General features: G+C 32.7%; 24 protein-coding genes. 7 read left to right on the top strand and 17 right to left on the bottom strand.

The window, feature by feature from the left end:
- Positions 1-32 precede the first annotated feature (32 nt).
- Entirely contained in the window at positions 33-686 is a 654-nt protein-coding gene (gene upp, locus C8P67_RS10190) for a uracil phosphoribosyltransferase (RefSeq protein WP_115812982.1), read from the top strand.
- Here the strand turns inward: upp and C8P67_RS10185 are convergent.
- Positions 681-1,610, bottom strand: a complete 930-nt coding sequence (locus C8P67_RS10185; RefSeq protein WP_115812980.1) for a DUF6427 family protein — start codon at positions 1,608-1,610, stop codon at positions 681-683. The genes upp and C8P67_RS10185 overlap by 6 nt on opposite strands.
- A 145-nt stretch (positions 1,611-1,755) precedes the next feature.
- On the opposite strand from C8P67_RS10185, the gene C8P67_RS10180 reads away from it, so the two are divergent.
- Positions 1,756-1,995, top strand: a complete 240-nt coding sequence (locus C8P67_RS10180) for a DUF6341 family protein (RefSeq protein ID WP_115812978.1) — start codon at positions 1,756-1,758, stop codon at positions 1,993-1,995.
- 70 nt (positions 1,996-2,065) lie between these two features.
- Here C8P67_RS10180 and purD read toward each other — a convergent pair whose 3' ends face one another.
- Complete coding sequence (gene purD, locus C8P67_RS10175) at positions 2,066-3,340, bottom strand: phosphoribosylamine--glycine ligase (RefSeq protein WP_115812976.1); 1,275 nt, start codon at positions 3,338-3,340, stop codon at positions 2,066-2,068.
- 135 nt (positions 3,341-3,475) lie between these two features.
- Here purD and C8P67_RS10170 point away from each other — a divergent pair, with 135 nt between their 5' ends.
- Entirely contained in the window at positions 3,476-4,786 is a 1,311-nt protein-coding gene (locus C8P67_RS10170; RefSeq protein ID WP_115812974.1) for a phenylacetate--CoA ligase family protein, read from the top strand.
- 144 nt (positions 4,787-4,930) lie between these two features.
- Entirely contained in the window at positions 4,931-5,461 is a 531-nt protein-coding gene (locus C8P67_RS10165; RefSeq protein ID WP_115812972.1) for an ORF6N domain-containing protein, read from the top strand.
- A gap of 2 nt (positions 5,462-5,463) precedes the next feature.
- On the opposite strand, the gene C8P67_RS10160 is transcribed toward C8P67_RS10165, so the two are convergent.
- The 5 genes from C8P67_RS10160 to C8P67_RS10140 form a co-directional block, all read right to left on the bottom strand.
- Positions 5,464-6,231: a glycosyltransferase family 2 protein gene (locus tag C8P67_RS10160; protein ID WP_115812970.1), complete on the bottom strand. Its 768-nt coding sequence runs from the start codon at positions 6,229-6,231 to the stop codon at positions 5,464-5,466.
- Position 6,232: 1 nt separating this feature from the next.
- Positions 6,233-7,585: an exopolysaccharide biosynthesis polyprenyl glycosylphosphotransferase gene (locus C8P67_RS10155; protein WP_115812968.1), complete on the bottom strand. Its 1,353-nt coding sequence runs from the start codon at positions 7,583-7,585 to the stop codon at positions 6,233-6,235.
- A gap of 91 nt (positions 7,586-7,676) precedes the next feature.
- Entirely contained in the window at positions 7,677-8,660 is a 984-nt protein-coding gene (locus C8P67_RS10150; protein ID WP_115812966.1) for a UDP-glucuronic acid decarboxylase family protein, read from the bottom strand.
- 81 nt (positions 8,661-8,741) lie between these two features.
- Positions 8,742-9,845: a glycosyltransferase gene (locus C8P67_RS10145; RefSeq protein WP_115812964.1), complete on the bottom strand. Its 1,104-nt coding sequence runs from the start codon at positions 9,843-9,845 to the stop codon at positions 8,742-8,744.
- A 6-nt stretch (positions 9,846-9,851) separates the two neighbouring features.
- A complete protein-coding gene (locus C8P67_RS10140; RefSeq protein WP_147298219.1) occupies positions 9,852-10,901 on the bottom strand; it encodes a glycosyltransferase in 1,050 nt (349 codons plus the stop codon).
- A gap of 75 nt (positions 10,902-10,976) precedes the next feature.
- On the opposite strand from C8P67_RS10140, the gene C8P67_RS10135 reads away from it, so the two are divergent.
- Both C8P67_RS10135 and C8P67_RS10130 read left to right on the top strand, forming a co-directional pair.
- Positions 10,977-12,218 (top strand): oligosaccharide flippase family protein, encoded by a 1,242-nt coding sequence (locus C8P67_RS10135; RefSeq protein ID WP_170141445.1) that lies wholly within the window; start codon positions 10,977-10,979, stop codon positions 12,216-12,218.
- Between the two features lie 6 nt (positions 12,219-12,224).
- Positions 12,225-13,436, top strand: a complete 1,212-nt coding sequence (locus C8P67_RS10130) for an O-antigen ligase family protein (protein WP_115812958.1) — start codon at positions 12,225-12,227, stop codon at positions 13,434-13,436.
- On the opposite strand, the gene C8P67_RS10125 is transcribed toward C8P67_RS10130, so the two are convergent.
- The 7 genes from C8P67_RS10125 to C8P67_RS10095 all read right to left on the bottom strand — a co-directional run bounded on the left by C8P67_RS10125 (position 13,380) and on the right by C8P67_RS10095 (position 20,520).
- On the bottom strand, positions 13,380-14,564 hold the full coding sequence (locus C8P67_RS10125; protein WP_115812956.1) for a hypothetical protein: 1,185 nt from the start codon (positions 14,562-14,564) through the stop codon (positions 13,380-13,382). The genes C8P67_RS10130 and C8P67_RS10125 overlap by 57 nt on opposite strands.
- A 44-nt stretch (positions 14,565-14,608) precedes the next feature.
- Entirely contained in the window at positions 14,609-15,136 is a 528-nt protein-coding gene (locus tag C8P67_RS10120; protein ID WP_115812954.1) for a hypothetical protein, read from the bottom strand.
- A gap of 12 nt (positions 15,137-15,148) precedes the next feature.
- Entirely contained in the window at positions 15,149-16,141 is a 993-nt protein-coding gene (locus C8P67_RS10115; RefSeq protein ID WP_115812952.1) for a hypothetical protein, read from the bottom strand.
- An 8-nt stretch (positions 16,142-16,149) separates the two neighbouring features.
- Entirely contained in the window at positions 16,150-17,829 is a 1,680-nt protein-coding gene (locus tag C8P67_RS10110) for a DUF6909 family protein (protein ID WP_115812950.1), read from the bottom strand.
- A gap of 134 nt (positions 17,830-17,963) precedes the next feature.
- Positions 17,964-18,551, bottom strand: coding sequence for a transposase (locus C8P67_RS10105; RefSeq protein ID WP_115812948.1), 588 nt, complete (start codon positions 18,549-18,551; stop codon positions 17,964-17,966).
- A 31-nt stretch (positions 18,552-18,582) separates the two neighbouring features.
- Positions 18,583-20,070 carry a GH3 auxin-responsive promoter family protein gene (locus tag C8P67_RS10100; protein ID WP_115812947.1) on the bottom strand — a complete coding sequence of 496 codons (1,488 nt, stop codon included), beginning with the start codon at positions 20,068-20,070 and terminating at the stop codon, positions 18,583-18,585.
- Positions 20,071-20,124: 54 nt separating this feature from the next.
- On the bottom strand, positions 20,125-20,520 hold the full coding sequence (locus tag C8P67_RS10095) for a peptidase (RefSeq protein ID WP_317125449.1): 396 nt from the start codon (positions 20,518-20,520) through the stop codon (positions 20,125-20,127).
- 326 nt (positions 20,521-20,846) lie between these two features.
- On the opposite strand from C8P67_RS10095, the gene tatA reads away from it, so the two are divergent.
- Positions 20,847-21,020 (top strand): twin-arginine translocase TatA/TatE family subunit, encoded by a 174-nt coding sequence (tatA, locus tag C8P67_RS10090; RefSeq protein WP_115812945.1) that lies wholly within the window; start codon positions 20,847-20,849, stop codon positions 21,018-21,020.
- Between the two features lie 129 nt (positions 21,021-21,149).
- Here tatA and C8P67_RS10085 read toward each other — a convergent pair whose 3' ends face one another.
- From C8P67_RS10085 to C8P67_RS10075, 3 genes are all read right to left on the bottom strand, one after another.
- Positions 21,150-21,956 (bottom strand): ABC transporter ATP-binding protein, encoded by an 807-nt coding sequence (locus tag C8P67_RS10085; RefSeq protein ID WP_115812944.1) that lies wholly within the window; start codon positions 21,954-21,956, stop codon positions 21,150-21,152.
- 236 nt (positions 21,957-22,192) lie between these two features.
- Positions 22,193-23,074 (bottom strand): nitrate ABC transporter permease, encoded by an 882-nt coding sequence (gene ntrB, locus C8P67_RS10080; RefSeq protein ID WP_115812943.1) that lies wholly within the window; start codon positions 23,072-23,074, stop codon positions 22,193-22,195.
- A 263-nt stretch (positions 23,075-23,337) separates the two neighbouring features.
- A complete protein-coding gene (locus tag C8P67_RS10075; protein WP_245980418.1) occupies positions 23,338-24,573 on the bottom strand; it encodes a CmpA/NrtA family ABC transporter substrate-binding protein in 1,236 nt (411 codons plus the stop codon).
- Positions 24,574-24,584 lie beyond the last annotated feature (11 nt).

Genomic DNA, 24,584 nt, shown 5'->3' with positions numbered 1-24,584 from the left:
ACTCTACAAATTAAGTTCTTAATAACAGATCTATGGAAATTCATCATTTATCGAAAAAAAATAGTGTGCTGAATCATTTTTTAAGCCAAATCCGCAATGTCGATATTCAAAAAGACAGTATGCGGTTTCGCAGAAACATTGAGCGTATTGGCGAAATTATGGCTTACGAAATGAGTCAGTCTTTTCAATACAAAGATGTTGAAACAATAACGCCTCTTGGTCTTAAAAAAACTACCGAAATTGCAGATCCGCTGGTTGTGTGTTCCATTCTAAGAGCTGGACTGACTTTACACCAAGGTTTTTTAAACTATTTTGACAATGCTGAAAATGGTTTTATTTCGGCCTACAGACACCACCCTAATAATGATGAATGCTTTGATATTTGTGTTGAATACGAAGCTATTGCAGATATTAATGGCAAAAACATATTGTTAGTTGATCCCATGCTGGCAACCGGACAATCTATAGTCGCTGTTTTTAATAAACTAATTGAGCGGGGTACTCCAAAAGAAATCCATATTGCCGTGATTATTGCTGCTCCTGAAGGTGTTACTTATCTAAAACAAAACTTACCCGACACCTGTCATCTTTGGATTGCTTCGCTTGACGAGAAACTTAATGATAAAAGCTACATTGTTCCCGGACTGGGAGATGCCGGTGATCTTGCTTATGGTACTAAATTATAACTGAGAGAAAAAAGCAAATAAGCTGCATGCCATAAGAACAAATATAATTATTTCTTCCTTCAATTTGGGCTGAGACAATTCGATCTGGGCCGTTGTCAATATCGCCAAAGGCGCAAAAGTAAATACTAATACCTCATTGCTTTTATTAGCAGATAAAACAAAAACTAAGATTCCGATAAAAAACGATGCGATGATTTTTTTATAAGAAGAAAGCAATACCAATGGTCTGCTTGATAAGTTAGAAAAAGTTAACATTACAAAAAATAATGCTGCCGTCGTGTAAATTGCAAAAGCTGCATTTTGATAATTATTGGTAAAATAGTCTAGTCTTAAATCTATTTTACTGCTCCCTTCTAAAAATGCAATACTGTCTATATCAAAAATTAATGAACAGGCTGTAAACAAAATAGAAACTGCAAAAAGAGCTATAAATGGAATAAACCAATTTCTATAGTCTCTAGAAACATGAAATATAACAGATATAAATACCAACAGAATATATAAAATACTCCAAAATTGAAATACAGCTGCAATAAAAATCCATAATGATGCATCAAAAAGCTTCTCTTTTGACTCCTTCAGCGTCTGCAAAGAAACAAGTCTTCTAATGGCTAACAGCACAAAAAAATTAGCCAGAATTAAATTCGGACTGTCAAATAAATCCGGAAAAAAAACTAGGTATAAAAAAGTAAAAAAAGCCGTATAAGTACTGTCCCTGCTCAATCCGTTTTTTTTAGAAATAAAACTATTGAGAAAAACCGTTGCAAATAAAACCAGAAATAAACCTGTTTTTTGAAGAATAAGAATAACAGAATTAGTCCAGGTTACATCTTGGATTTGATATAGAAAAAAGAAAACCAGCATTAAAATAACAACCAAAGAAAAATTAAATGGTGTAGATTTTTTAAAAACACTTGTTATCATAAGGATATTTTATACTTTTGTGACTGTAAATATAATACTTGTTTAAAAAGGAATTAGGCAAGATTAAAAAAGATTCTGATGAATTCTTTTTTTTAACGTTCAAAATTCCAAAACAAAAAATAATAAAAAATTAAAGAGATATATTATGACATCATTTTTTGAAGGAATTCAATACTTATTCGTAAATATTTTATTCGCTCCCCTAGACTTTTTGCGTTCATTAGAACTTAAAACTTGGTTTGGTGCCAATACTATCAACTGGATCTTTATGATTATCTGTTCAGTTGCTATCGTTTATTGGATTAAACAATTGAAATTACAAAAAGAAAACGGAGAAGAATATCAAGATACAACTGCACATTCTTTTTTGGGTGACGATAAATAATCTCCAATCCAAATAAAAATTAAAACACGAATTGAACTTCTAATATTGTTCAATCCGTGTTTTTTTTGTTTTAGATTAAATCGAATCCAATATCTTTTCTGAAGTTCATTTTATCAAAATGCAGTTTATTTACATTTTGATATGATTTATTCAAAGCTTCCTGAAAATTATCTCCATAAGAAGTAATTGCCATAACCCTTCCGCCATTCGTCACCACATTTCCATTGTCTAATTTGGTCCCAGCATGAAAAACGATAGAATTTGTAACTGATTCTAAACCTGAAATTACTTTTCCTTTTTCGAAATCTTCAGGATACCCTCCAGATACTATCATCACTGTAGTAGCGCTTCTTTCATCCACCTCCAGATTGAATTCGTCTAGTTTTTCATTGGCCACAGCCAAAAACAATTCCACTAAATCCGATTTTAATCTTGGAACAACCACTTCCGTTTCCGGATCACCCATTCTCACGTTATATTCAATAACAATTGGTTCGTTATTTACATTGATTAAACCAATGAATACAAAACCTTTATATGCGATTCCATCTTTTTGGAAACCTTCGATAGTTGGTTTTACAATACGAGTTTCAATTTTTTCCATCAAAACCGCATCCACATAAGGAACTGGAGAAACAGCTCCCATTCCGCCTGTGTTCAAACCTGTATCACCTTCACCAATGCGTTTGTAATCTTTGGCAGTTGGCAGAATTTTATAGCTTTTACCATCTGTCAAAACGAAACAGCTCAATTCGATTCCGTCAAGAAATTCTTCGATAACTACTTTAGCACTTGCTGCGCCAAATTTTTGACCTACTAACATGTTTCTTAATTCAGTTTGTGCTTCCGCCAAATCCTGAATAATCAAAACTCCTTTTCCTGCTGCTAATCCATCTGCTTTCAATACATAAGGTGGCTGTAATGTTTCTAGAAACTTGCATCCTTTTTCAACCGTTTCAGCTGTGAAACTATCATAAGCTGCTGTTGGAATTTTATGTTTAATCAAAAATTCTTTGGCAAACTCTTTACTTCCTTCTAATGTCGCTCCAACTTGTGAAGGACCAATTACTGGAATATTTTTTAAATCATGATCGTTTAAGAAAAAGTCATAAATCCCTTTTACCAACGGATCTTCTGGCCCAACAACTACCATTTCGATATTTTCTTTGATAACCAATGCTTTTATAGCTTCGAAATCAGTGGCGCTGATGTCAATGTTTTTTGCAATTTGAGCAGTCCCTGCATTTCCAGGAGCTACAAAAAGGGTGTCACAAAGCGGACTTTGAATCATTTTCCACGCAAATGCATGTTCTCTTCCTCCTGATCCTAATAGTAAAATATTCATGGTGTTGTTTTATAAAAGTTGTGGTGCAAAAATAATCCGTTTTGAACGTAAAAAATAATTATATTCTAAAAACTTAACGTTTAATCCTCAATAGTGACAGCTAAATATTATTTTTGACAAAATTTACTCTTGCTGATGTTCAAACTATTCGACTTAACACTAAAAATTAATGGTTTCCCGATGAAGGAAGCCAAAGCCGAATTGCAGAGAATTATTGCAATTCCAGAAGAAAATTTCAGTGATTATATCGAACAAAAAAAATCAGAAATTGTCAATTTTCATTTGAATAATAACCTTTTTTACAAAGAATTAGCACAAACCGATTCTTTTAAAAACTGGTCTGATTTACCCATTTTAAACAAAACCAACTTACAGAAACCTTTAGCAGAAAGACTTTCTTTGGGTTACAACGAAAAATCAGTTTACCTCAACAAAACATCTGGTTCCAGTGGCCATCCTTTTGTGTTTGCTAAAGATAAATTTTGTCATGCACTAACTTGGGCTTCCAATATTTATCGTTTTGGCTGGTACGGAATTGATTTTAATTCGTCCTATCAGGCTCGTTTTTATGGTATTCCACTAGATTTTATTGGAAACAAAAAAGAACGCTTTAAAGATTTTTTGACTCATCGGTTTCGGTTTTCAATTTTCAATTTGTCAGATCAAATATTGGAAGGTTTTCTGAAAGATTTTAAAACCAAGAAATTCGATTATATCAACGGCTATACCTCATCGATAGTTTTGTTTGCCAAATTTTTGCAGAAAAAAAATATCGTTTTAAAGGAAATCTGTCCAACTCTAAAAGTATGTATGGTCACTTCCGAAATGCTTTTTGAAGAAGACAAACTGCTATTGGAAAAACAATTTGGCATTCCTATTGTCAATGAATATGGAGCTTCGGAATTGGATTTAATTGCTTTTCAAAATACTGATGGTCAATGGCAGGTTAATTCAGAAACATTATTTGTAGAAATTTTGGACGACAATAATCAGGCAGTTCCCAATGGAATTCCAGGCCGGATTGTGATTACTTCTCTTTTCAACAAAGCGCATCCTTTCATTCGATATGACCTTGGCGACATCGGTATTTTGGACGAAAAAAGCACTCCAAAGAAACCAATCCTTAAACAATTAATTGGAAGAACTAATGATGTGGCAATCTTGCCAAGCGGTAAAAAGTCTCCTGGACTTACCTTTTATTATGTAACAAAAAGTATCATAGAAGACGATGGAAATGTAAAAGAATTTGTCATCAAACAAACCAAAATCAATCAATTTGAAGTGGAATATGTGAGTGATTCTGAATTGAATGAGGAACAAATTGATAAAATAAATCAAGCAGTTGCATTGTATTTGGAACCCAATTTACTTTTTACTTTCAACAGAAAAACAACCTTAGAAAGAAGCAAACGTGGAAAATTGAAGCAGTTTACTTCTTTTTTGTAATGTAAATAAAATCGTATATTAGTTTTTAATTTAAAATTGGAGGTCACAAATTGTGACTTCAAATTTCAATCTTGAAGTCTCAAATTGTGACTTCAAGACATTCAAGGTCGCAATTTGCGACCTTAAAGAAATGAAATATAATATATGGAAAACGAAATACTGCTTTCAGAAGAATTAATTTCTAACAAAATTTACTTCATTAGAAATCAAAAAGTAATGTTTGATAGTGACTTAGCCTCGCTCTATGGAATTGAAACAAGGATTTTAAAACAAGCTGTGAAAAGGAATATATCAAGATTTCCTGAAGATTTTATGTTTGAGCTTACAAAAACAGAATACGATTCTTCAAGATCACAATTTGTGATCTTGAAGAATGGCCGAGGGTCTAATTTGAAATATCTCCCTTCTGTTTTCACCGAACATGGGGTCCTGATGTTATCAAGTGTTCTCAATAGCGACAAAGCCATTCAAACGAATATTCAAATTATGCGGATATTTACCAAAGTGAGACAAATGCTTTTGGACACTACCGAAATTAAAATTGACATTCTTCAAATTCAGAAAAAGCTGGAAAATCATGATAAAAATATCGAATTGGTATTTTCATATCTGGATGAATTGACCGATAAAAAGGAAAATGAAATTGATAGAGTAAAAATTGGATACAAGAAATAATTCTAAATTTTCTTGATATATCGAGGTTTTATCAACAATTGAGTAAATAAAAACCCAATCATAATAAACAGAGAAGTCACATAATTAAAACCGTGAAAACGTCTGTAAACGGAAAAATTATGTTTCAATAAATCAACTTTGGAGGCAGATAATGAATTCTCCCGAATGCGATAAAAAGCCAAACTTTCAGGAACTGGTTTTGCTTTCTTAACCTTTTTCAAAATAGTAAGCCAAACCATCCAATCCTGGCGTTTTCTAGTGGATGAAATTGCTATTTTTCCAAAATAATTTACATCATAAATCCCTGTAAGATTTCCAACATAATTGCAAAAAAACAATTGAAGATAGGAAAGATTTCTTGGTGCTTCTACCCTTTTGTTTAAAGAATTCCCAACTTCATCAATACAGTCATAGAAAGAAAACGTGAAATGGATTTTATTATCTTTCAAAAACTGAAGCTGTTTTTCGAGTTTTAATGGTTTCCAAAGATCATCTGCATCCAAAAAAGCGATGTAGTCACCCTTGGCTTTTGATAAAGCCGTTTCTCTGGCAATTCCGGCACCAGAATTCTTTTCTAATTGAAAAAAACGTATTCTTATATCATTGGCAGTAAATTGTTCTATAATTGATACCGTATTGTCATTGGAACAATCATCAATAATAATCATTTCCCAATTTTGATAAGTTTGATTTAGCACCGACTGAATAGTTGCGGTGATAAACCTTTCGGAATTAAAAGAAGGTGTTATTATTGATACTAAAAGTTCCATGCTAATAGGCTTTTTTATCTCCTTTTACCGTATTATAAACAGTGTTGAAAATGATTTTAAAATCAAGTAATAATGACCATTTTTCTATATAAAAAATATCATATCTCACTCTATTTATAATATCCTTATCTGACTCAACTTCGCCTCGAAAACCTTTAGTCTGAGCCAAACCAGTTATCCCTGGCTTTATAAAATGACGCACCATAAATTTATCTATCCGCTCTGCATACATATTTGTATGACTTACCATGTGAGGTCTTGGACCTACTACAGACATATCTCCCATCAAAACATTAAAAAATTGCGGCAGCTCATCAATGCTGGTTTTTCGAATAAATTTACCAACTTTGGTAATTCTAGAATCATTTCTTGAAACCTGTTCAATGTCAGCCAGCTCATTGATTTTCATTGAACGAAACTTGAAACAATTAAATTCTTTATTATTTAAACCATTTCTTTTCTGTACAAAAAATAATGGGCCTTTGGAATCCAGCTTTATAATAATTGCCAAAATAAGTGTCAGCCAGGACAGTAGACCTATTACTATTATGAGCGAAAAAATAATGTCGAAAATGCGTTTAATTATCTTATGAAGGGAATCATCAAGGGAAATTGTCCGCTGCGAAATTACTGGAATATAATCATAATATTCGAAGACCTCATTTAAAGACAATAATTGCTTTTGGTCTGGCAAAAATTTGAGCGTTTTCAAATTATTATCAGCAAAGAAAATAAAATCTTCAATTTGTTTACTGGACAAATCTTCCATTGAACAATAAATTTCATCTATTTTACTATCCAAAATAAAAGCAAACATGTCCTTACAGCAATCGCTTTTAAGAGAATTTACATCGAATACCTTAATCAATTTGTATCCATAATCTGGATTTTCTTCGAAAAACTGCCGTAAAGGTTTAATGTTTTTATCGCTGCCTATAAGAACTACGCTTCTAAAGTTTCCCCCAAATAATATTCTATATTTCCTTAAAAAGAAATAAATAAACAATTTAAAACTAAGTATTACTGAGACAGAGACTGATGTAAATACCAGTATCGTTCTCAAGCTATGTCTTTCAGGATAAAAATAAGCGAGAGCAAGACAGCTTACGGCAAAAGCTACCGTCTGTTTTAAAGTACAATTCAAAATTGCAATGACTTTGGTATAACGATAGACTTCATAAAAGCCTAAATTGGCCGCAATAATAAACCAAGCACAGCTGCTGAAAAAAGCATAAAAATCTTGAAAAACAGGGAAACCCGAAAAATATGCAATAAAAAAAATGATAATAATCAAATCTAATATGCGTGAAAATGGGCGGATATAGCCCGAGTATCTTCCTGTTTTGGTTTTCATATGTGTAAAAGTATTTTCTAGCGGTCACATATGGTATCGCTTTTATTCATTGGGTTTTGCTTACGCAAAGTCTTTCTTATTAGTTATTTCGCTAATTTATATACTTAGAAAAATCTTTATGCTCTTCTTTAGATAGTTCTTCTTTTGATAAAGATTTAAAATAATCATAAGTAATTTTCATTCCTTCGGCACGATTTACTTTGGCCTCCCAGCCCAGCAATTCTTTAGCCTTATCAGTGTTTGGCTGGCGCTGTAAAGGGTCGTTTACTGGTAATGGATGATAAACTACTTTTTGAGAAGTTCCTGTTAATTTGATAATCTCCTCAGCAAAATCCTTAATCGTGATTTCATCTGGATTTCCAATATTTACAGGATAAACATAATCTGAGTGTAATAATCTAAATATTCCTTCTACTTGATCATCTACATAACAGAAAGAACGTGTCTGCATTCCGTCACCAAAAATAGTTAAATCTTCACCACGAATTGCCTGTCCAATAAAAGCCGGAATAACACGGCCATCATTGAGACGCATTCTTGGTCCGTACGTATTAAAAATGCGAACGATTCTAGTTTCTACATTATGGAAAGTATGGTAAGCCATCGTAATAGATTCCTGAAAACGTTTGGCTTCATCATATACACCTCGTGGTCCAATCGTGTTTACATTTCCATAATATTCCTCTGTCTGCGGATGAACCAAAGGATCTCCATACACCTCGGATGTAGAAGCTATAAGAATTCTAGCTTTTTTTACTCTTGCTAAACCTAATAAATTATGCGTCCCTAAGGAACCAACTTTTAAGGTTTGAATTGGAATTTTCAAATAATCAATTGGACTTGCCGGTGAAGCAAAATGCAAAATATAATCTAACTCTCCTGGGACATGAACAAACTTTGTGATATCATGATGATAAAACTCAAAATGTTCTAATTTAAAAAGATGTTCTATGTTTTTTAAATCACCTGTGATTAAATTATCCATTCCTATTACATGATAACCTTCGTTAATAAAACGATCACATAAATGAGATCCTAAAAAACCTGCCGCTCCAGTGATAAGTATTCTTTTCATAAATGTATTTTATAGACGCCAAATATAGTAAGAATGGGCTTTATTATTGAACTTTTTATGATAAACAATCTAATTCAAGTTTTAATGCCCCTTATATTTTTCATCTATAAATGCTTTAATTTCATTTTCAAATCTTTCTTTTGAAAATTGCAAAGCATGTTTCCTTATTTCTTTTGGATCAAACAGCTGCTTTTCAAAATAAAGAATGGCCTCCTTTAAACTTTGAGCTGTTTGTTCCTTATAAAAAATACCTGTTTTGTGATCAACTACAGTTTCTAGAACCCCTCCTTTTCCATAAGCAATTACGGGAGTCCCGCATGCTTGTGCTTCTACAGGTACAATTCCAAAATCTTCCTCGGCCGCAAAGACAAAAGCTTTTGCTCCCTGCATCTGTTTTTTTAATTCTAGTGAATCAATACCTCCAATTATAGAGATATTGCTTTTAGCAACTTTTTTTATTGTTTCTAATTCGGGACCGGAGCCTGCAACTATCAATTTTAAATGTGGCAATTCATTAAATGCTTCAACAATCAAAAGCATCTTTTTATATGAAACCATTCTCGAAGCAGTAAAGTAATACTCTTTTTTATTTTCTTCTAAAGTAAAAAATTCTACATCAACAGGCGGATAAATTACGATTGAATCGCGATTATATATTTTTTTTATTCTTTTGGCAATATGTTTTGAATTTGCAATGAAATAAGTAACATTATCCGAATTTATAACATCCCACTTTCTGATCTTATTTAAAACATATTTTGCGTAAATTCCTTTTAATCCTTTATCTAATCCGGAATCGTTTAGGTATTGCTGCTGTAAATCCCACGCATATCTCATGGGAGAATGACAGTAACAAATATGCAGCTGATTTTGTGCTGTTCGAATTCCTTTTGCGATAGAAGATGAAGAACTTAATATTAAATCGTATTGACTTAGGTCAAATTGCTCAATTGCATAGGGAAATAGCTGTAAAAACTTTCGATGGTTCGACTTCGCGGTTGGTAAATTTTGAATAAAACTCGTCTTAGCTTTCTTGCCATTCAAAATAAAATCTCGATCTTTTTCATTTAAAAAATCGATTAAAGCATAGTGATCAAAGTCATCCCATATCTGATTAAGGGAATGAATTACCTTTTCAGCTCCCCCGTTTACATAATACCAATCACTGATAAGTGCTTTTTTCATTGAAGTTTATTGAACTATTTTTCGGGTAAGGTAATAAAAATAATATGCATATTTTCCAAAAATTAAATTTATGAAATACAAAAATTTTGGAATCCAATGACTGTATAAATTAAGCTTTCTTAATTCAGTTTTAAGTTCTAACAAAGTTATTTTTGATACCCCAACATTCATTTCAAAAACATGAAATGATTGTCGAATCATTAATTCTTTTCTTAATTCATTAACTAAGTTAATATTATATTCTGTACCTACATCTTGACCGATATCCAATACACCTTTCCACATTGCTGCTCTCGCTTTAGCAGAATATGCTCCCTGAATATGCAAATTGCCATCTTTTACAGATTCTCCAAATAAAGGAGGATTACCCGTTCTCCCTGCTACCGTAGGCATTAATAAATAGCCTATTCCCGAGGTACAAAAAGCATGTGTCGCAAGATATATTTGATAATAAAGCGTACCGTCATATTTATTCGTTGCTAATGGTTGTGCCCATTCTTTATTAATAACTAAGCCTCCCACAAAACCACAGGATCTAAAAATTAATTTTGGAGAATTACCTTTTTTAATAATAGTTTCTTCATTTAAAATCCTCGAAACTCCGATAGGTTTCTCTATTTGTTTTTCAAATCTGACAAAGGGCCTGGAAATCATTGCCACAGAATTGTTTTTTTTGCAAAATAAATCAATTTCCTTCAATCCGTTTTTTAAAAACAAATCATCGTTACCAATAAGCACCACCCATTTATAAAGTGCTAAATCAACTAGTTTTCGAATATTAGCATCGTAACCCAGATTAGTTTCATTTTCAACATAAGTTATAATAACCTTTTGCTCATCAAAATAAAATCTATACTTATTTGTTATTTCTTTTATTGCCTCTCTTTCCTTTGAAAAATCTTCACAAATGATAATTTCGTTAGGCAAAAAATTCATATCAAGAATAGACTGCAGTAGTTCATAATATTCATTGGGTCTGCCGTACGCGGGAATTGCAATACTATATCCTTCTTTTATTTTATTCATTAAAAAGCTAATGTTTTCTGATTTTTTCAAAAATAAAATTTTAATTTGTAAAAAGTTTTAAAATAAAAGAAACTTTACTTTATAAACGCAATCCATATCTAAATAGTGTTTAAAAATATTTCACTCAGTTTTGGAATAAATCTCGTCAATTTACTTTTCCCCCTGTTTTTAATTCCGTTTTATATAAAAACGTTTGGGATTGAAAACTATGGGTTAATTGCTATTTCAATGGCGTTAATCAATATGATCTCTGTGATATATGATTATTCATGGTATGCATTTGCGCCTATCGAAATCGAGAAAACACAAAATAATATAGCTTTATTAAATCAATACATTTCAAAAGTCATCAATACAAAAATTACTTTATTCATTCCATCTCTTATTATTTTAGGATTATTTATTTTCTTTTTCGATAATCTGAGAAACGAAACATTATTTTCATTTTCTCTTTTAGTTTTCTTGTTTTCCAGATCGCAAAATAACCTTTGCTTTTTTATTGGGTTAAATAAAGTAACTCCTTATTTTGCAATCAATACTATCATTAAAATATCATGTATTGGTCTTATAATTTTAACATTAGCAGAAAAGACTGATTTTCAATATGTTTTTTATTTTTTAGGGATATCCGATATTTTAATTTTTATCTTCTCTACTTTATTTTTAATTAAAAATTGTAATTTCTGCTACTCTTTTTCTCCTTTATCAGAAATCTACCGAGAACTTCAAAAAGGATTTAAATTATTTTTAACCAACTTAACCATTTGTGTAATGCTAAATTCCAGCACCGTGATTTTAGGCTTTTTTTTAGACACTAAAACAGCGGGGATTTACAATGTTGCCGAAAAAATAGTTATGCTTTGTAAACAATCCATCAGCGTTCTATTTCAGGGCATTTATTATAAAGCCTGTTCTATAGGCATTTTGAAAACAGCACAGCTCAATCGATTTTTAAAATCCGTATTTATTATTTACTTTGGTATTTACGGTCTAGGAACTCTACTGTTACTTATTTTTCCATGTTTAATTATTCAAATTTTTAGTAACGAAGGAACAAGTGAGTCCAGTCATTACTTAATTTTATTAGCTTCCATTCCTCTTATTGCTTCTTTAAATCAATCAGCGTATATAACATTAATTTTGCATCATAAAAAAAACATCTATTTTTATTCACATCTTGTTGGCTTATTTCTCAATGTTTTTTTAGGAAGTATCCTTTGTTATTTTCTAAAGGTCTACGGAATCATAATTGCTTTAATACTCACTGAAATATTTATCACAGTGTCTCTGAATTTTGCAATTATTTCAGATAAAAAACTCAACTTCTTTAAATCTCAAATTGACTAAATTAAAATGAAAGTTACTGCAAAAACTCTACTGATTCCAACATTTTATTTACTGGTTATTTCTCCTTTTATTTACTATTTAGAGGCAATTCAATCAATTCTGATGATTTTAACTGGTTTGCAATTATTGTCATTAACCAAGTTTAGTGATTTAAAAATTACGGCTAAAAACGTTCCCTTTATAGGTTCTTTTTTTATCCTGACTTTTTATTATTTATTTTATTTTGGCAGTTCAAGCTTAAAACTGATAGGTGAAAGTTTTTTATTGTTTTTGGCACCCTTATGGAGCTACTATTTGTATCAAATAGATTCATTTATCAGACACAGAAAAAGGATTCAACTTGCTTACTCAATATCAGTAAGTTTGTTATGCATGTATTTTATAGGCTTTTATATAATTGATATTCCAAATCATCATTTTGACTGGTACTTGGCACGTTATAACTTGGAATTTTATTGTAAAATTCATGGCACTTATATATGTCTTTGGATTGGAATTGCTCTTTTATTCTTAGTAGATTATATTTCAGATATTAAAGATCATTCTAAGGGTCTCAAACTATGTTTCCTATTACTATTCGTAAACCTGCTGCTAGGGCTGATTATTTATAATTCCCGAAATATAATTTTAGGACTTCTTGTAATAGTTATTATTCGTTTTACTATTTTAAAAAAGCAAAAAATAGTACTTCCTATTAAACTCAAAGTTATAACCGGACTTATTATTGCGGCTGTCGTTTTATTATCTCAGAGATACCTTGACGCTTTTCATTTTATAGCCAATGACTCTTTTGCAAATTCTACTAGATATGCAAGTTGGACGTGCAGTATGGAACTCATTAACGAATCACATTTTTTGGGAATGGATTATAGTTTAATACAGCAAAGATTAGATCAATGTTATCAGTCTTTTGATAATTTTGAATTAAAAAAATTTAGAATAAATTCTCATAATCAATATTTAGATTTTTTGCTAAAAGGAGGCTTTTTGCTGCTGGTTACTTTTTTATGGACCCTTTTTTTAAAAATAAAAGAAGCTTTGAAACAACAGCAATATTTATATTTATCAATAACAATTTTGTTTCTAATTTCCTTTATCACAGAAAATATACTGGTTCGTCAATACGGGATTTATATTTATTTTGTTTGTGATGTTTTGCTGCTAGGCGCTGTTTTTAGAAATAAAGATCATAGTATTCACGAAATAGAAAAAAGCTAAAGTTGGTATGTACAGCATACAGCCATCACTAAAACAGACAAACAAATAAGTTATACTCCCTAATAGATAATAGTAATTATTGTTTTTAGTGCTTAAAGCAATGTAAATTGGAAAAAAAAATGAAATGCAGAACAATAATAAACCCACAATTCCAAATTGCTTAAATATAGACAAATAAACAATTTCTTCAATAAAATCAAATGTCTGACTTCCAAAAAAACTTAATCCGGTGAACTGCCGTATTTGATTAATTCTTCCCCCTAAATTAGAATCCAAAATGAATCCTGAAAAAGATTTATATTGAAAATATTTATTCATTAAAAGCGTAGCAAAGAGAAAAAAAACAAATCCCAAAAAAGCATATATTTTTATTAATTTGAAAATTTTGTCTCTATAAATAAGAATAAAATAAAAAAGCAATCCTAACCAGACTGTTCTTGAAAGTGTTAGCAGCAGAGCCAAAATTACCACCGCTAATTTTAAGTTAGATTTATTTTCTTTGTGAAATATAGGAAACAATAATAAAATGCAGACCCCAAAAATATTACCGTTATTATAGGTAGAAATTAACTTATACAATGATCCCCGCATGTTGTATTTTCCTTCTAAAGTTCCCAAGTCACCCGAATTCACAGTAATATACGGAATTTCAATATAATGACCGGTAATCTGTTTAAAAGTGAATAATAGTAATCCATAAAGAGAAACAAAAAAAACAGCTTTACATATCAATTTATCTAAAAAAACAACATCTATTTTCTTCAAAAAAGGACTGAATAATAAAAATGATAACGGTAAAAATGCAAAACTTACATAAAAAGCAATTAAATTCCCAAATGATCCATCATAACCTCTAAGTAACAGATTAATTGAAAAATACAAAACAAAAGGCAAAGTTGCCAAATAACAATAAAAGTGCTTAGAAGAAACTAAAAATTTTCTTTTATTAAATAATAGTACTACTGAAAGAAGAAAAAGAAATCCTAAATACAAATATCCCCATGTAATTGGAATCCCTGCCAGCTTAAACCCTCCTTTCGGTATTAGAATTATAAGTATAACAGCAATTAAAAAAAGATATTCTCTAATTTTTTCATTGTTTAAATTTATTTTATAATTAAAACACATTTTAATTTCTTTCTCTACAAATTAGAATTGAAAAACTCAGGTGTTTATTCATTTGGCTGTTCTTTTATTTGTTCTAATTCTCCAATTAATAGATCATTACCCATAAAAAAAGGATCATAGGAATTATCTTTTTTATTAAGCTTATATCCAAAATAATCAGGATCCCATGCAATAAATTCATTAGGATAAAAGAACTCAGTAAAATTATTATTGTCCCCGTTTATAATTTTGGTTTTATAAAGAATCGAAATGTTTTTTATGGTTATATTTGATTGAGTTTTGTTTTCCCCTACATCAACTCTAATATTAATTGGAGTAATTTTGTCAGGAAGCTGTACTTCAAATTTTTGCATCTCAGATGATGCATAAACCGGAACAATTACTGAGTTTTCATCGTTCCAGTCTTTATCTTCTGTGAGAAAATAAATTTGAAGTTTATCGTTTTTTCCAAAGATTCCTTCGATAACAACTGAAAAATTATCTTTTGATTCTATATCATTTTCACTTTTCTGATTACAGGAAACCAGCGTGAAAAATAAAAATAAATAAATATAAAGTGATTTTGAATTCATTTATGATAATATTTAGGATTTATTAATTTTATCAAAAGCAGAATGTCTTTTATAAAAGCTCATAAAACGAAGCGTAAAAAGATAAATCAGTATTAATAAGAAAGGCAAAACAAATTTCAGTTTTCCTTTTAAAGATTCTGTCTTCACTATATTAGTCGCAATGGAACTCTCTTTTACAATTTTATCAGAATTCACTAATTCTAATTTAAGACCTGCATTTTCTCTTAGTAAGCCATCTTTGGTTTTGATAATATCATTCAGCTGCGTATTTTCATTATAATATACTAATTTGTCATTCTTTTGATTACCAGTAGATTCTGAACTAGAAAACTTGTTCAATATTCCATCAATTTGAGCTACTACTTCATCATTCTCTTTAATTCTTTGCTGAATATTATTAAGTCTTATTTTTTGGACTTCAGAATAATATTTACTGGTATTGATATAATTCAATAATGCTGTAGCAGTGCTTTGATCTCTTAATAAGCCATCTGTCGAAAAACTAATAATATAAAATGGATAATTTTTTACAGTTGTAGTTTCGTTAATAATAGATTTTAAATCGCCATTGGCAGTCATTAATTTTAATACTTCTAAATTTTGTTCATTATTATTAACAAATTTAAAGACGTCAACTATAGGTTCAATTGAAATTTTTGAAATTTTTGGAACATTAGATATTCCAATAGCTTTAAAAAATTCAGTATCGTTTGTCTGAATTTTTGACTGAATCAAATCTATTTTGGAATATAAATAATCAACACTTCCAAAATTTGGCTCTACTATTATTTTATTATCAAATTGTTTTTGTGTTTTGTCCAAAAACAAACCCACGCCAAATCCAACTATAAACAACAGTAAAACAATTACCCAATTACGAACAAAAAATTGAATCCCTCTAAAAATAGACCTGTTTATCCCATCAAAAAAATTGCCTATTTTTTTTGAAATCTGAACTAAATCAATTTCCTGATCATCATTGTTCTGTGGTACTTTTGTACTCATTTTTTAAACTATTTTATATTAAAAATTTGTTCTAATATCTTTATTGTAATCAGATAAGTCGGTTTTACACCAGTTGTTCCTAGTCCTCCCGAAGCCAAGGTACTTCCTGTTTCCAATGGATTATCCGATGCATAATACGCATACCTGACTTTGATATCATGCGGAACACTTTTTCTGATTTTAGATGCTGCCTGAATGGCTTTTTGATAATAAGACCCTTCCATTTCAAGCCCGATAACTCCCCAAGTCGATTCATAAAAGAACTTTAATAAATCTTTGTTCTGCAATGAGGTTCCAAGGACAGTAACCATCGGTCCTGCATAAATTGCGATGTCATTACCTTCAAACATTTCGGGAGTTAATTCATTTTCGAAGAAATAATTATCAGCCGTTCCTTCGTTGATATGAGCATTCGGAATCATGATATCTCCCTTTCCGCCTTCCAGAATTCCTGCTTTACCCATAATCGAAACCGATTCTACCCTAAGCAGCGTATCTTTTTTATAAGGTCTTAACAGCTCATCGATTGTTTCATAAGCCTGCTCTCCAAAAGCATAATCCATAACTATAATCACAGGTTTTTTCTCTGGTAAATCTGCCTTAGGAAAAGCTGTTTTTGGCCAATCTATTTTGGCCGTATCAAAAATCTGCACGTCTATGTTAGTTCCCGACGTATCCGGAAGAAAAATCATTCCTTGTTTCAATGCAAGAGCTTCCACCTGACTGCGGACTTCATTAGCACCCGACTTGCTCAGCTCTTCATAAATAAAGAAATCCGATTTGTCTTTGAATTTCGATTTTAAATGAGGTGTGGCAAAAATAGAGTTCATCACCGAATGCATATTGGCACTAATCACATGAATAGGCCTGTCCAACAATTGATTATCTTTCAGTACTTCCTTGATATTATTTGCCCAAATTTCTCCATGAATGTGGTGTCCCAAACGCTCTCTCAAAACCGGACTAAAAGTAATCGTTCTTTTCTGGTTATCATTAACTTCTTCGATTGCTAATTTTCCAAGCCAATAAATTACATGCAGGAATCGGTCTGGAGCTGTATCTGTTCCAAAATCATCATAGATATTCAAAACTTCCTCAAATGTTCGCCCAAGAATGTTGGCTGCATGAGAAATCGCTTTTTCCTTTTCTACCAAAGTCAATTTTTTGGTTTGAGAAACTGCTATTTCCAGCTTAATCCAATCACGGGAAACTTCACCAACCTCATCCTGTAACACTCTATTTTTGATTTTGTGCGATTCAATAAAAATGAATGTTAAGTGCGTCAGAATATCATAAATATCTGATCGCCCTCTGGTAATTTCAACATTCATCTGCTCTTCGTCTATACGATAACAGTTACGGCGTCTTTTTGGAGGCACAATAGCTTTGAAATGAGATTTAGAATAACCTTCATCCGACGTCAGATTAATAAAACGGCACTCTTCAATCCCTATTGGAAGACGTTCTATAACATATAACAAACCATTTAGTTCTACTTTCTCTTCGGCAATATTCCCATATATTTCGGGTCTTAAAGCTAACAAAGCTTCTCTTAATGTGTCGCCTGAAACGCCCATCGGTTTGTAAAAACCTCTATTAAAAAGATGACGCATCGTAATGTACATTTTTTCAATTGCCGCCGATGATTCATGCGCTCTGGATCTGGATATATTTTTTGCGTCTTTCATGCTGTTCTCTTTAATATAATCAAATGTAAGGATTTTGCTTTTTTAACTATAAATATTGGAAGATTTATTTCTTTTGGAGGACATCTTTTGAAGTTTTGGGATATCATTTTGACTACAATATAATCGACGAAAAATTATATTTTTAATTTTGATTTATCATCGGTTTTAAATTTGTCCTTTCCCCAATTTTCTGGGTTTGAAACAATATAATCAGAAATTTGCTGATATGCGTTATTGTCTCGAATGATAATGTCATAAAATAATTTTTGCCATTGGTGTGGATATCCTAATCTGTTAGCATGTTTGGTTACCGCTGATTTATAGGATCCAATAATAGACGAAATGGTATTTTTGCCAATGTTTTGAAAACGATGCGAACCCACCTCGGGCTGGGATGGTAAAGACAGGGCATGCCCTGTCTCTACGTCGTCTATGACATTATCCCGTTTGTCAATAATCAAAATTCCGTGAATATGATTTGGCATAACTACAAAATCGCCCAATTCAATATTTTTATGATGTGCCGGTATCTGATGCCACAATATATCGGCAATAACACCAACCTGAGACAAAACCATTTTATCATTTTGAATTTCTCCAAAATAATGTTCTCGATCTTGGGTACAAATGGTTATGAAATAGGCGCCGTTCCAGCCATAATCCCACCATTGTGCTCTTGCTGAAGAAATGCGATATTTGTTTTGAAACTTTACCTGACTCATCAATTTATAATTTAATCTACTTCATCGAATACTAAAATTTTGTCAACATATCCACAATTTTCCTATCATTCGATAATCTCGGAATTTTATTCTGCCCGCCCAATTTCCCAATCGATTTCATGTAGTCTTGAAAACCATTTTTAGCAACTTTGCTGATAACCAATTTTTTCAAAACATGACCCACAATCAAATCGTCATAATAAATGTTTTGCTTTCGCATGGCATTGTCCAGCGCTTCCGCAAAAGAGTTAAAATCGGCTGGTTCGTTTTCAAATTCGATAAACCATTCGTGATACGGTAATCCTTCAGCCGGCGTGATTTGTGGTGCAACGGTAAATTCATTGACTCTTACGTTTGTTCCTTCCATCGCTTCCTGCAGAGCGTGTTCCACTTCTTTCCCAATTACATGTTCTCCAAAAGCAGAAATATAATGCTTAATTCGTCCCGAAACGATGACGCGGTACGGTTTCAAAGAGGTAAACTGAACTGTATCACCAATGTTGTAGCCCCAAAGTCCGGCGTTAGTAGAAATAATCAGAACATAGTTTACGCCCAACTCTACTTCGCCAATCGTAAGCCTTTTTGGTTTTTCAGAATAAAATTCATCCGCTTTTATAAACTCATAAAAAATCCCTGAATTCAATAGCAGCAACATTCCTTTTTCTTTTTGAGAATCCTGATAAGCAAAAAAACCTTCCGAAGCGGGAAATAATTCTATGCTGTCTACTTTTCTGCCTATTAAATTTTCGAATTTAGCTCTATAAGGTTCGTAGTTAACGCCTCCGTAAATAAATAGATTGAAATTCTTAAAGATATCTCCAACTGGCTTTCCTGCTCTTTGCTGCAGTTTTTCAAAATACATCTGCACCCATGACGGAATTCCCGAAATCACGGTCATGTCCTCATTGATCGTTTCTCCGACGATTGCATTTACCTTGGTTTCCCAGTCTTCAATACAATTGGTTTCCCAAGACGGCAGTCGGTTTTTCTGCAGGTATTTTGGAACAAAATGCGCCACAATTCCAGACAATCTTCCTAGTTTTATTCCGTATTTTTCTTCCAATATAGGGCTTCCCTGCAGGAAAATCATTTTACCGTTTACAAAACTGGCATTCTGGGTTTCTTGTATATAATGCAAAATCGCATTTCGCGCTGCTTCGATATGATACGGCATTGATTCCTTGGTCAGCGGAATGTATTTTGCACCAGATGTTGTCCCAGAAGTTTTGGCAAAATAAAGCGGTTTTCCTTTCCATAGAATGTTTTCCTCACCTTTTACAACTCTGTCTACATAAGGCTTCAAAGCTTCATAATCTCTAATAGGAACCCGATTAGCAAAATCTTCGAATGTCGTTATTTGGGCAAAAGAATGGTCTTTCCCAAATTGAGTTTGTTTAGCATCTTGTATTAAATTTTGGAAAACAGCTTTTTGGGTTTCAACAGGTGAATTGGCCCAGGTTTGTGTTTTTTTATATATTCTTTGGGCAAATATTTTTGCCGCAAGTGATTTTAGTGACATTCTTTGGAATTTATTATAAAGTTGTACTATTGTTTATAATACGGAACATCCGGATTATTTTTTAGTTTTTTGGCTCTTTCCGTTTGGTGTGGCTGTGGAGATATTCTCTTCCTCCTTCACTCTTTTTCTCAATTCAATTTCGGTTTCAGAAGGAGACAAATCTACTGCTTCCTTTACCTCATCAGCAGATGAAAGTATAGAATCTTTGCTGAATTTGGCATATTCTAATTCACCATTGAGTACTTTTTGAATTGATTTGATATAGATTTCGTTTTTCTTTAACGCTTTCGAAAGCGAATCCGATTTTAAAGCAAGAACTGTCGCATTTTTTTTCAGTTCCGAAGATGAGTAGCCTGGGATAAGTTCCCGCAGCGGAGTAAAAGCAATCAATATCGTAGTAGCAGAAATCAGAAAAATGGCACCCAAAGTAAGCGTAACAAAAACGCTCATTATATTCAATTTAAAAGAAAAAATTTCCTCAAAAGTATTTTCGTTCAAAATTACTAATCGATTTTTGATTAATAATCTGTCCCAAAACTTTTTCCTTTTTAACCGATTTTTAGGCATGATTTATATTTAAGTCACAAATATAATGATTTAAAGTGTTGCCAACACTAGCGTAATACAGGTAGTTATATTACAAACTACTTAATTTTATAAAATATTTAACGCTATCTCAAACAAAAAAAAGTTTAAAAACAATGCTCATAAATTTATTCTATATACCTTTGTCCATTATATAATTACAAATTTGCTCCGGCATTAAATATTCAATCATGGGAAGATTAGGTTTACCAGAAATACTTTTGATTATTGGAGTTCTTTTATTACTTTTTGGAGGTAAAAAAATTCCAGAATTAATGAAAGGATTAGGAAGCGGTATTAAAGAATTTAAAAACGCAGCCAAAGACGATCAGCCAGCTGATAAAAAAGAAGAAACTAAAGAATAAATTTTCTTAGAAATTCTTTCAATATAAAAATTCCAAATTCCAATATTTTATAATGGAGTTTGGAATTTTTATTTTTTAAAAAAGGCCTTTTCAATACTAAAAAGACCATTTTTTGGCAAACAAAATTAACTAACTTTTATAAGCAACGCCCATATCCTCAATAGAAAAATGATCGGTCAAGAGGTGTAATAAATGATCTCTCAGTTCAATATATTCGGGAGTTTTTACGATTTCTATTTTATTTCTTGGTCTTGGCAGATTTACATGTACAATCTCGCGAATGGTGGAGGCTGGACCATTATGCAAAACCACAATTCTATCGGATAAAAACAAGGCTTCCTCAATATCGTGCGTAATCATTACAATAGTTTTTTCTCTGTTGTTCAGGTTCCATAATTTCAAAACTTCAAGCTGCATAGAGCCTTTGGTCAAAGCATCTAATGCGCCAAAAGGTTCGTCCATCAATAACACTCCCGGATTGATAGCAAATGCTCTCGCAATCGCTACCCTTTGTTTCATCCCGCCCGAAAGCTGTCCCGGCAGTTTGTCTTTATGCTGGTACAAATTCACCATTTTCAGGTTCTTGATCACGATTTCGTGTTTCTCTGCTGTAGAACAATCCATAACCGAATCTACAGCTTGGAAAATGTTGTTTTCCACCGTTAGCCATGGCAGTAACGAATAGTTCTGGAAAACGATTCCTCTATCCGGCCCTGGCCCTTTTACGTTTTTATTATCCAAAACTACAGACCCTCCTGTTGGAGTCAGCATCCCTCCTATCGCGTTCATAATGGTCGATTTTCCACAGCCCGAATGCCCGATGATTGATATGATTTCACCTTTTTTGATCGAAAGGTTGATGTCTCTTACTGCAATGTATTTTCCTTTTGGAGTTGGAAAAGAAATTTCCAAATCTTTTATTTCTAAATAGCTCATCTTTTCTAGTTTTTAAGTTTCTGAAATTCTAAATTTCTAAGTTTTTTTGGAGCAGAACATTTGTCTTTTATCTGAGAGTTTCGTCCCGCTTTACGTTGCAATCTTGTTTGCCGAACCCCGGCAAACAAGGATTTCCACTTCTATCGGGGCTAAAGGACAACATTTTGCTTTTTTAGAAGTTTTTGAGATTCTAAATCACTAAGATTAAAAACTTAGGAACTTAGCCTCTCAGAAACTTAGTATTTTAACTTGTTTTCAATCATTGTAAAAAATCCGTCAAAAATAATTCCCACAAATCCGATGATGATGATGGCTGAGATTACTTTTTCCAAACTCAGTGCGTTCCAGCTGTCCCACACAAAAAATCCGATTCCTGCACCACCTGATAACATTTCGCCAGCAACAATAACCAACCACGCCACACTTATACTCAATCGCAATCCCGTGATGATGTGAGGCAATGTGTAAGGGAAAACAACTTTGGTCAAATATCTCCATTTTGAGAAACCAAAAGCTTTCGCCACGTTTTTATGATCTTGCGGAATCGTTCCAACTCCAAAAGCAGTGTTAATCAAAGTAGACCATAAAGAAGTGATGAACACGATGAATATTGTAGCCAAACCTGTGTCTTTAAAAACAACTAATCCAATTGGGAACCAAGCCAAAGGCGAAACCGGTTTAAGAAACTGAACAATTGGATAAAATATTTTCTTGAAGAAAGAACTTGCTCCAATTAAGATTCCGAAAGGGATTGCAAACAAAGAACCTAACAAGAATCCAGTCAAAACTGTTTTTATCGAAACAAATAACTGTAATCCGATTCCTTTGTCATTTGGACCGTAATCATAAAACGGGTCGCTTAACATTTCGTACAATACTTTCAAAGTTGCCGTTGGTCCTGGAAGCGCTTCTTTAGTATAAATGCTTAACGCACTCCAAAATCCGCAAAAAATAGCCAAACCAATACAGGCAAATGCAATTGATTTTGCTTTTTCAATTAAATAACGTGAGGCTTTTTTGAGGCTTTTTTTCTTAATTACTTTACCAAAAGTCTTTTGAAGAGAATAGCTTCCTGCTACTTCATCTGTTTCTATTGCTGCTGTTGTTGAATTTGACATAATTATTTTTTTTTAAGTTACTAAGTTGCTGAGAAGCTGAGTTTCTAAGTTTCTGCGAGTGCGTGAGGGATAGGAGCTGGCTACCGAAGTAGCGCGGATAGCCCGACCCCGCGGAAAAAAGGGGCTGAATATTCATTCCTAAAAGTAAGCCCCTTTTTCCGCGGGGTCACGCCCAAATTATTTTTTTAGTTTCTAAGACTCAAAGTTTCTGAGATTTTAAAAAAACTTAGAATCTTAGCAACTCAGAGTCTTAGCGTCTTTTTCTAACGCTTCACCACTTTTAAATAAGCGGATGGATTTGCTGGGTTGAAAACTGTTTTATCCATCGTAAGAGAGAACGGTTTCATGTCGTCTGCAGGGATTTTGATTTTCATGCTTTTGGCCACTTCTTCGTATAAATCCTGAAGAATTAATTTGTCGGCGATTGCTTGATAATTAGGTTCTTCTTTCAAATATCCGAATCGTACAAATTGTGCCATTGCCCAGATTCCGTAGGATTTACGAGGGTAATTTACTGTTCCGCCTTTGTAAAAAAGCATATAGTCTTTGTCATACACTTCGGTTCCTTGATTACAGCCCAAGTTGTAATCTCCCATCAATCTTGCTTCGATAACATCGGCTGGAGCGTTTACATAAGGCGCTTTCCCGATGATGGCAGCAGCTTTCTTGCGGTTGGCAGGATTGTCTAACCAGATGCATGCTTCCATGATGGCTTTCATTACTTTCTTCAAATCTTCGCGGCGTGATGCGCTAAAGTCTTTGTTGACAACCAACGCTTTTTCTGGGTGATCTTTCCAGATATCCTGAGAAGCGATTTGCGTAAAACCAATTCCTTGTTTTACGGCAACTCCGCCCCAAGGCTCACCAACGCAGTATCCGTCCATGTTACCTACTTTCATGTTGGCTACCATTTGCGGAGGCGGAATAGTGATGATTTTTACCGCTTTTTGGTTTAAACCTGCCAATGACATCCAGTTTCTTAACCACAAATCGTGAGTTCCTCCTGGGAAAGTCATAGCGAAAGTCACTTCTTTTTCGGCTTTTAATTTAGCAGCCACGACAGGCGTCACTTTGTTCATTTGTTTGAATGAAACTTTTCCGCAAAAATCATTCGACAAAGTGATCGCTTGCCCATTAACATTAAGCATCATGGCTATTTTCATTTCAGATCCTGCTTTCCCTCCCACTCCGGTGTACACTGAGAAAGGCATGGTGTACAAACAGTGAGCACCGTCTAATTCGCCTGTTAGGATTTTGTCACGGACATTTGCCCAAGATGTTTCTTTGGTTACGACAACCTCAACACCGTATTTTTTGAATAAACCAAGTTCTTTGGCCATAACGATTGGTGAACAATCGGTCAGAGGAATGAAACCCAGTTTTACAGGTTCACTCGCTGGCGGATTTGGTTTTGTCGTGAAAGAAGAGAACAAAACCACGCACATTATCAACATCAATGGGGCAAAAAGAGTTCTTATATGTTTTTTAGTCTGTATCATTTTTTTAGTTT

This window comes from Flavobacterium aquicola (genome assembly GCF_003385115.1).
GTDB lineage: Bacteria > Bacteroidota > Bacteroidia > Flavobacteriales > Flavobacteriaceae > Flavobacterium > Flavobacterium aquicola.
The sequence above is the reverse complement of the archived record's forward strand: the minus strand, read 5'-3'. Positions and strand labels throughout refer to the sequence as shown.

Bases quoted from the DNA above. Each gene is read 5' to 3' on its own strand.
- upp (WP_115812982.1), top strand. From the start codon at position 33: ATGGAAATTCATCATTTATCGAAAAAAAATAGTGTGCTGAATCATTTT.
- C8P67_RS10185 (WP_115812980.1), bottom strand. From the start codon at position 1,610: ATGATAACAAGTGTTTTTAAAAAATCTACACCATTTAATTTTTCTTTG.
- C8P67_RS10180 (WP_115812978.1), top strand. From the start codon at position 1,756: ATGACATCATTTTTTGAAGGAATTCAATACTTATTCGTAAATATTTTA.
- purD (WP_115812976.1), bottom strand. From the start codon at position 3,340: ATGAATATTTTACTATTAGGATCAGGAGGAAGAGAACATGCATTTGCG.
- C8P67_RS10170 (WP_115812974.1), top strand. From the start codon at position 3,476: ATGTTCAAACTATTCGACTTAACACTAAAAATTAATGGTTTCCCGATG.
- C8P67_RS10165 (WP_115812972.1), top strand. From the start codon at position 4,931: ATGGAAAACGAAATACTGCTTTCAGAAGAATTAATTTCTAACAAAATT.
- C8P67_RS10160 (WP_115812970.1), bottom strand. From the start codon at position 6,231: ATGGAACTTTTAGTATCAATAATAACACCTTCTTTTAATTCCGAAAGG.
- C8P67_RS10155 (WP_115812968.1), bottom strand. From the start codon at position 7,585: ATGAAAACCAAAACAGGAAGATACTCGGGCTATATCCGCCCATTTTCA.
- C8P67_RS10150 (WP_115812966.1), bottom strand. From the start codon at position 8,660: ATGAAAAGAATACTTATCACTGGAGCGGCAGGTTTTTTAGGATCTCAT.
- C8P67_RS10145 (WP_115812964.1), bottom strand. From the start codon at position 9,845: ATGAAAAAAGCACTTATCAGTGATTGGTATTATGTAAACGGGGGAGCT.
- C8P67_RS10130 (WP_115812958.1), top strand. From the start codon at position 12,225: ATGAAAGTTACTGCAAAAACTCTACTGATTCCAACATTTTATTTACTG.
- C8P67_RS10125 (WP_115812956.1), bottom strand. From the start codon at position 14,564: ATGTGTTTTAATTATAAAATAAATTTAAACAATGAAAAAATTAGAGAA.
- C8P67_RS10120 (WP_115812954.1), bottom strand. From the start codon at position 15,136: ATGAATTCAAAATCACTTTATATTTATTTATTTTTATTTTTCACGCTG.
- C8P67_RS10115 (WP_115812952.1), bottom strand. From the start codon at position 16,141: ATGAGTACAAAAGTACCACAGAACAATGATGATCAGGAAATTGATTTA.
- C8P67_RS10110 (WP_115812950.1), bottom strand. From the start codon at position 17,829: ATGAAAGACGCAAAAAATATATCCAGATCCAGAGCGCATGAATCATCG.
- C8P67_RS10105 (WP_115812948.1), bottom strand. From the start codon at position 18,551: ATGAGTCAGGTAAAGTTTCAAAACAAATATCGCATTTCTTCAGCAAGA.
- C8P67_RS10100 (WP_115812947.1), bottom strand. From the start codon at position 20,070: ATGTCACTAAAATCACTTGCGGCAAAAATATTTGCCCAAAGAATATAT.
- C8P67_RS10095 (WP_317125449.1), bottom strand. From the start codon at position 20,520: ATGAGCGTTTTTGTTACGCTTACTTTGGGTGCCATTTTTCTGATTTCT.
- tatA (WP_115812945.1), top strand. From the start codon at position 20,847: ATGGGAAGATTAGGTTTACCAGAAATACTTTTGATTATTGGAGTTCTT.
- C8P67_RS10085 (WP_115812944.1), bottom strand. From the start codon at position 21,956: ATGAGCTATTTAGAAATAAAAGATTTGGAAATTTCTTTTCCAACTCCA.
- ntrB (WP_115812943.1), bottom strand. From the start codon at position 23,074: ATGTCAAATTCAACAACAGCAGCAATAGAAACAGATGAAGTAGCAGGA.
- C8P67_RS10075 (WP_245980418.1), bottom strand. From the start codon at position 24,573: ATGATACAGACTAAAAAACATATAAGAACTCTTTTTGCCCCATTGATG.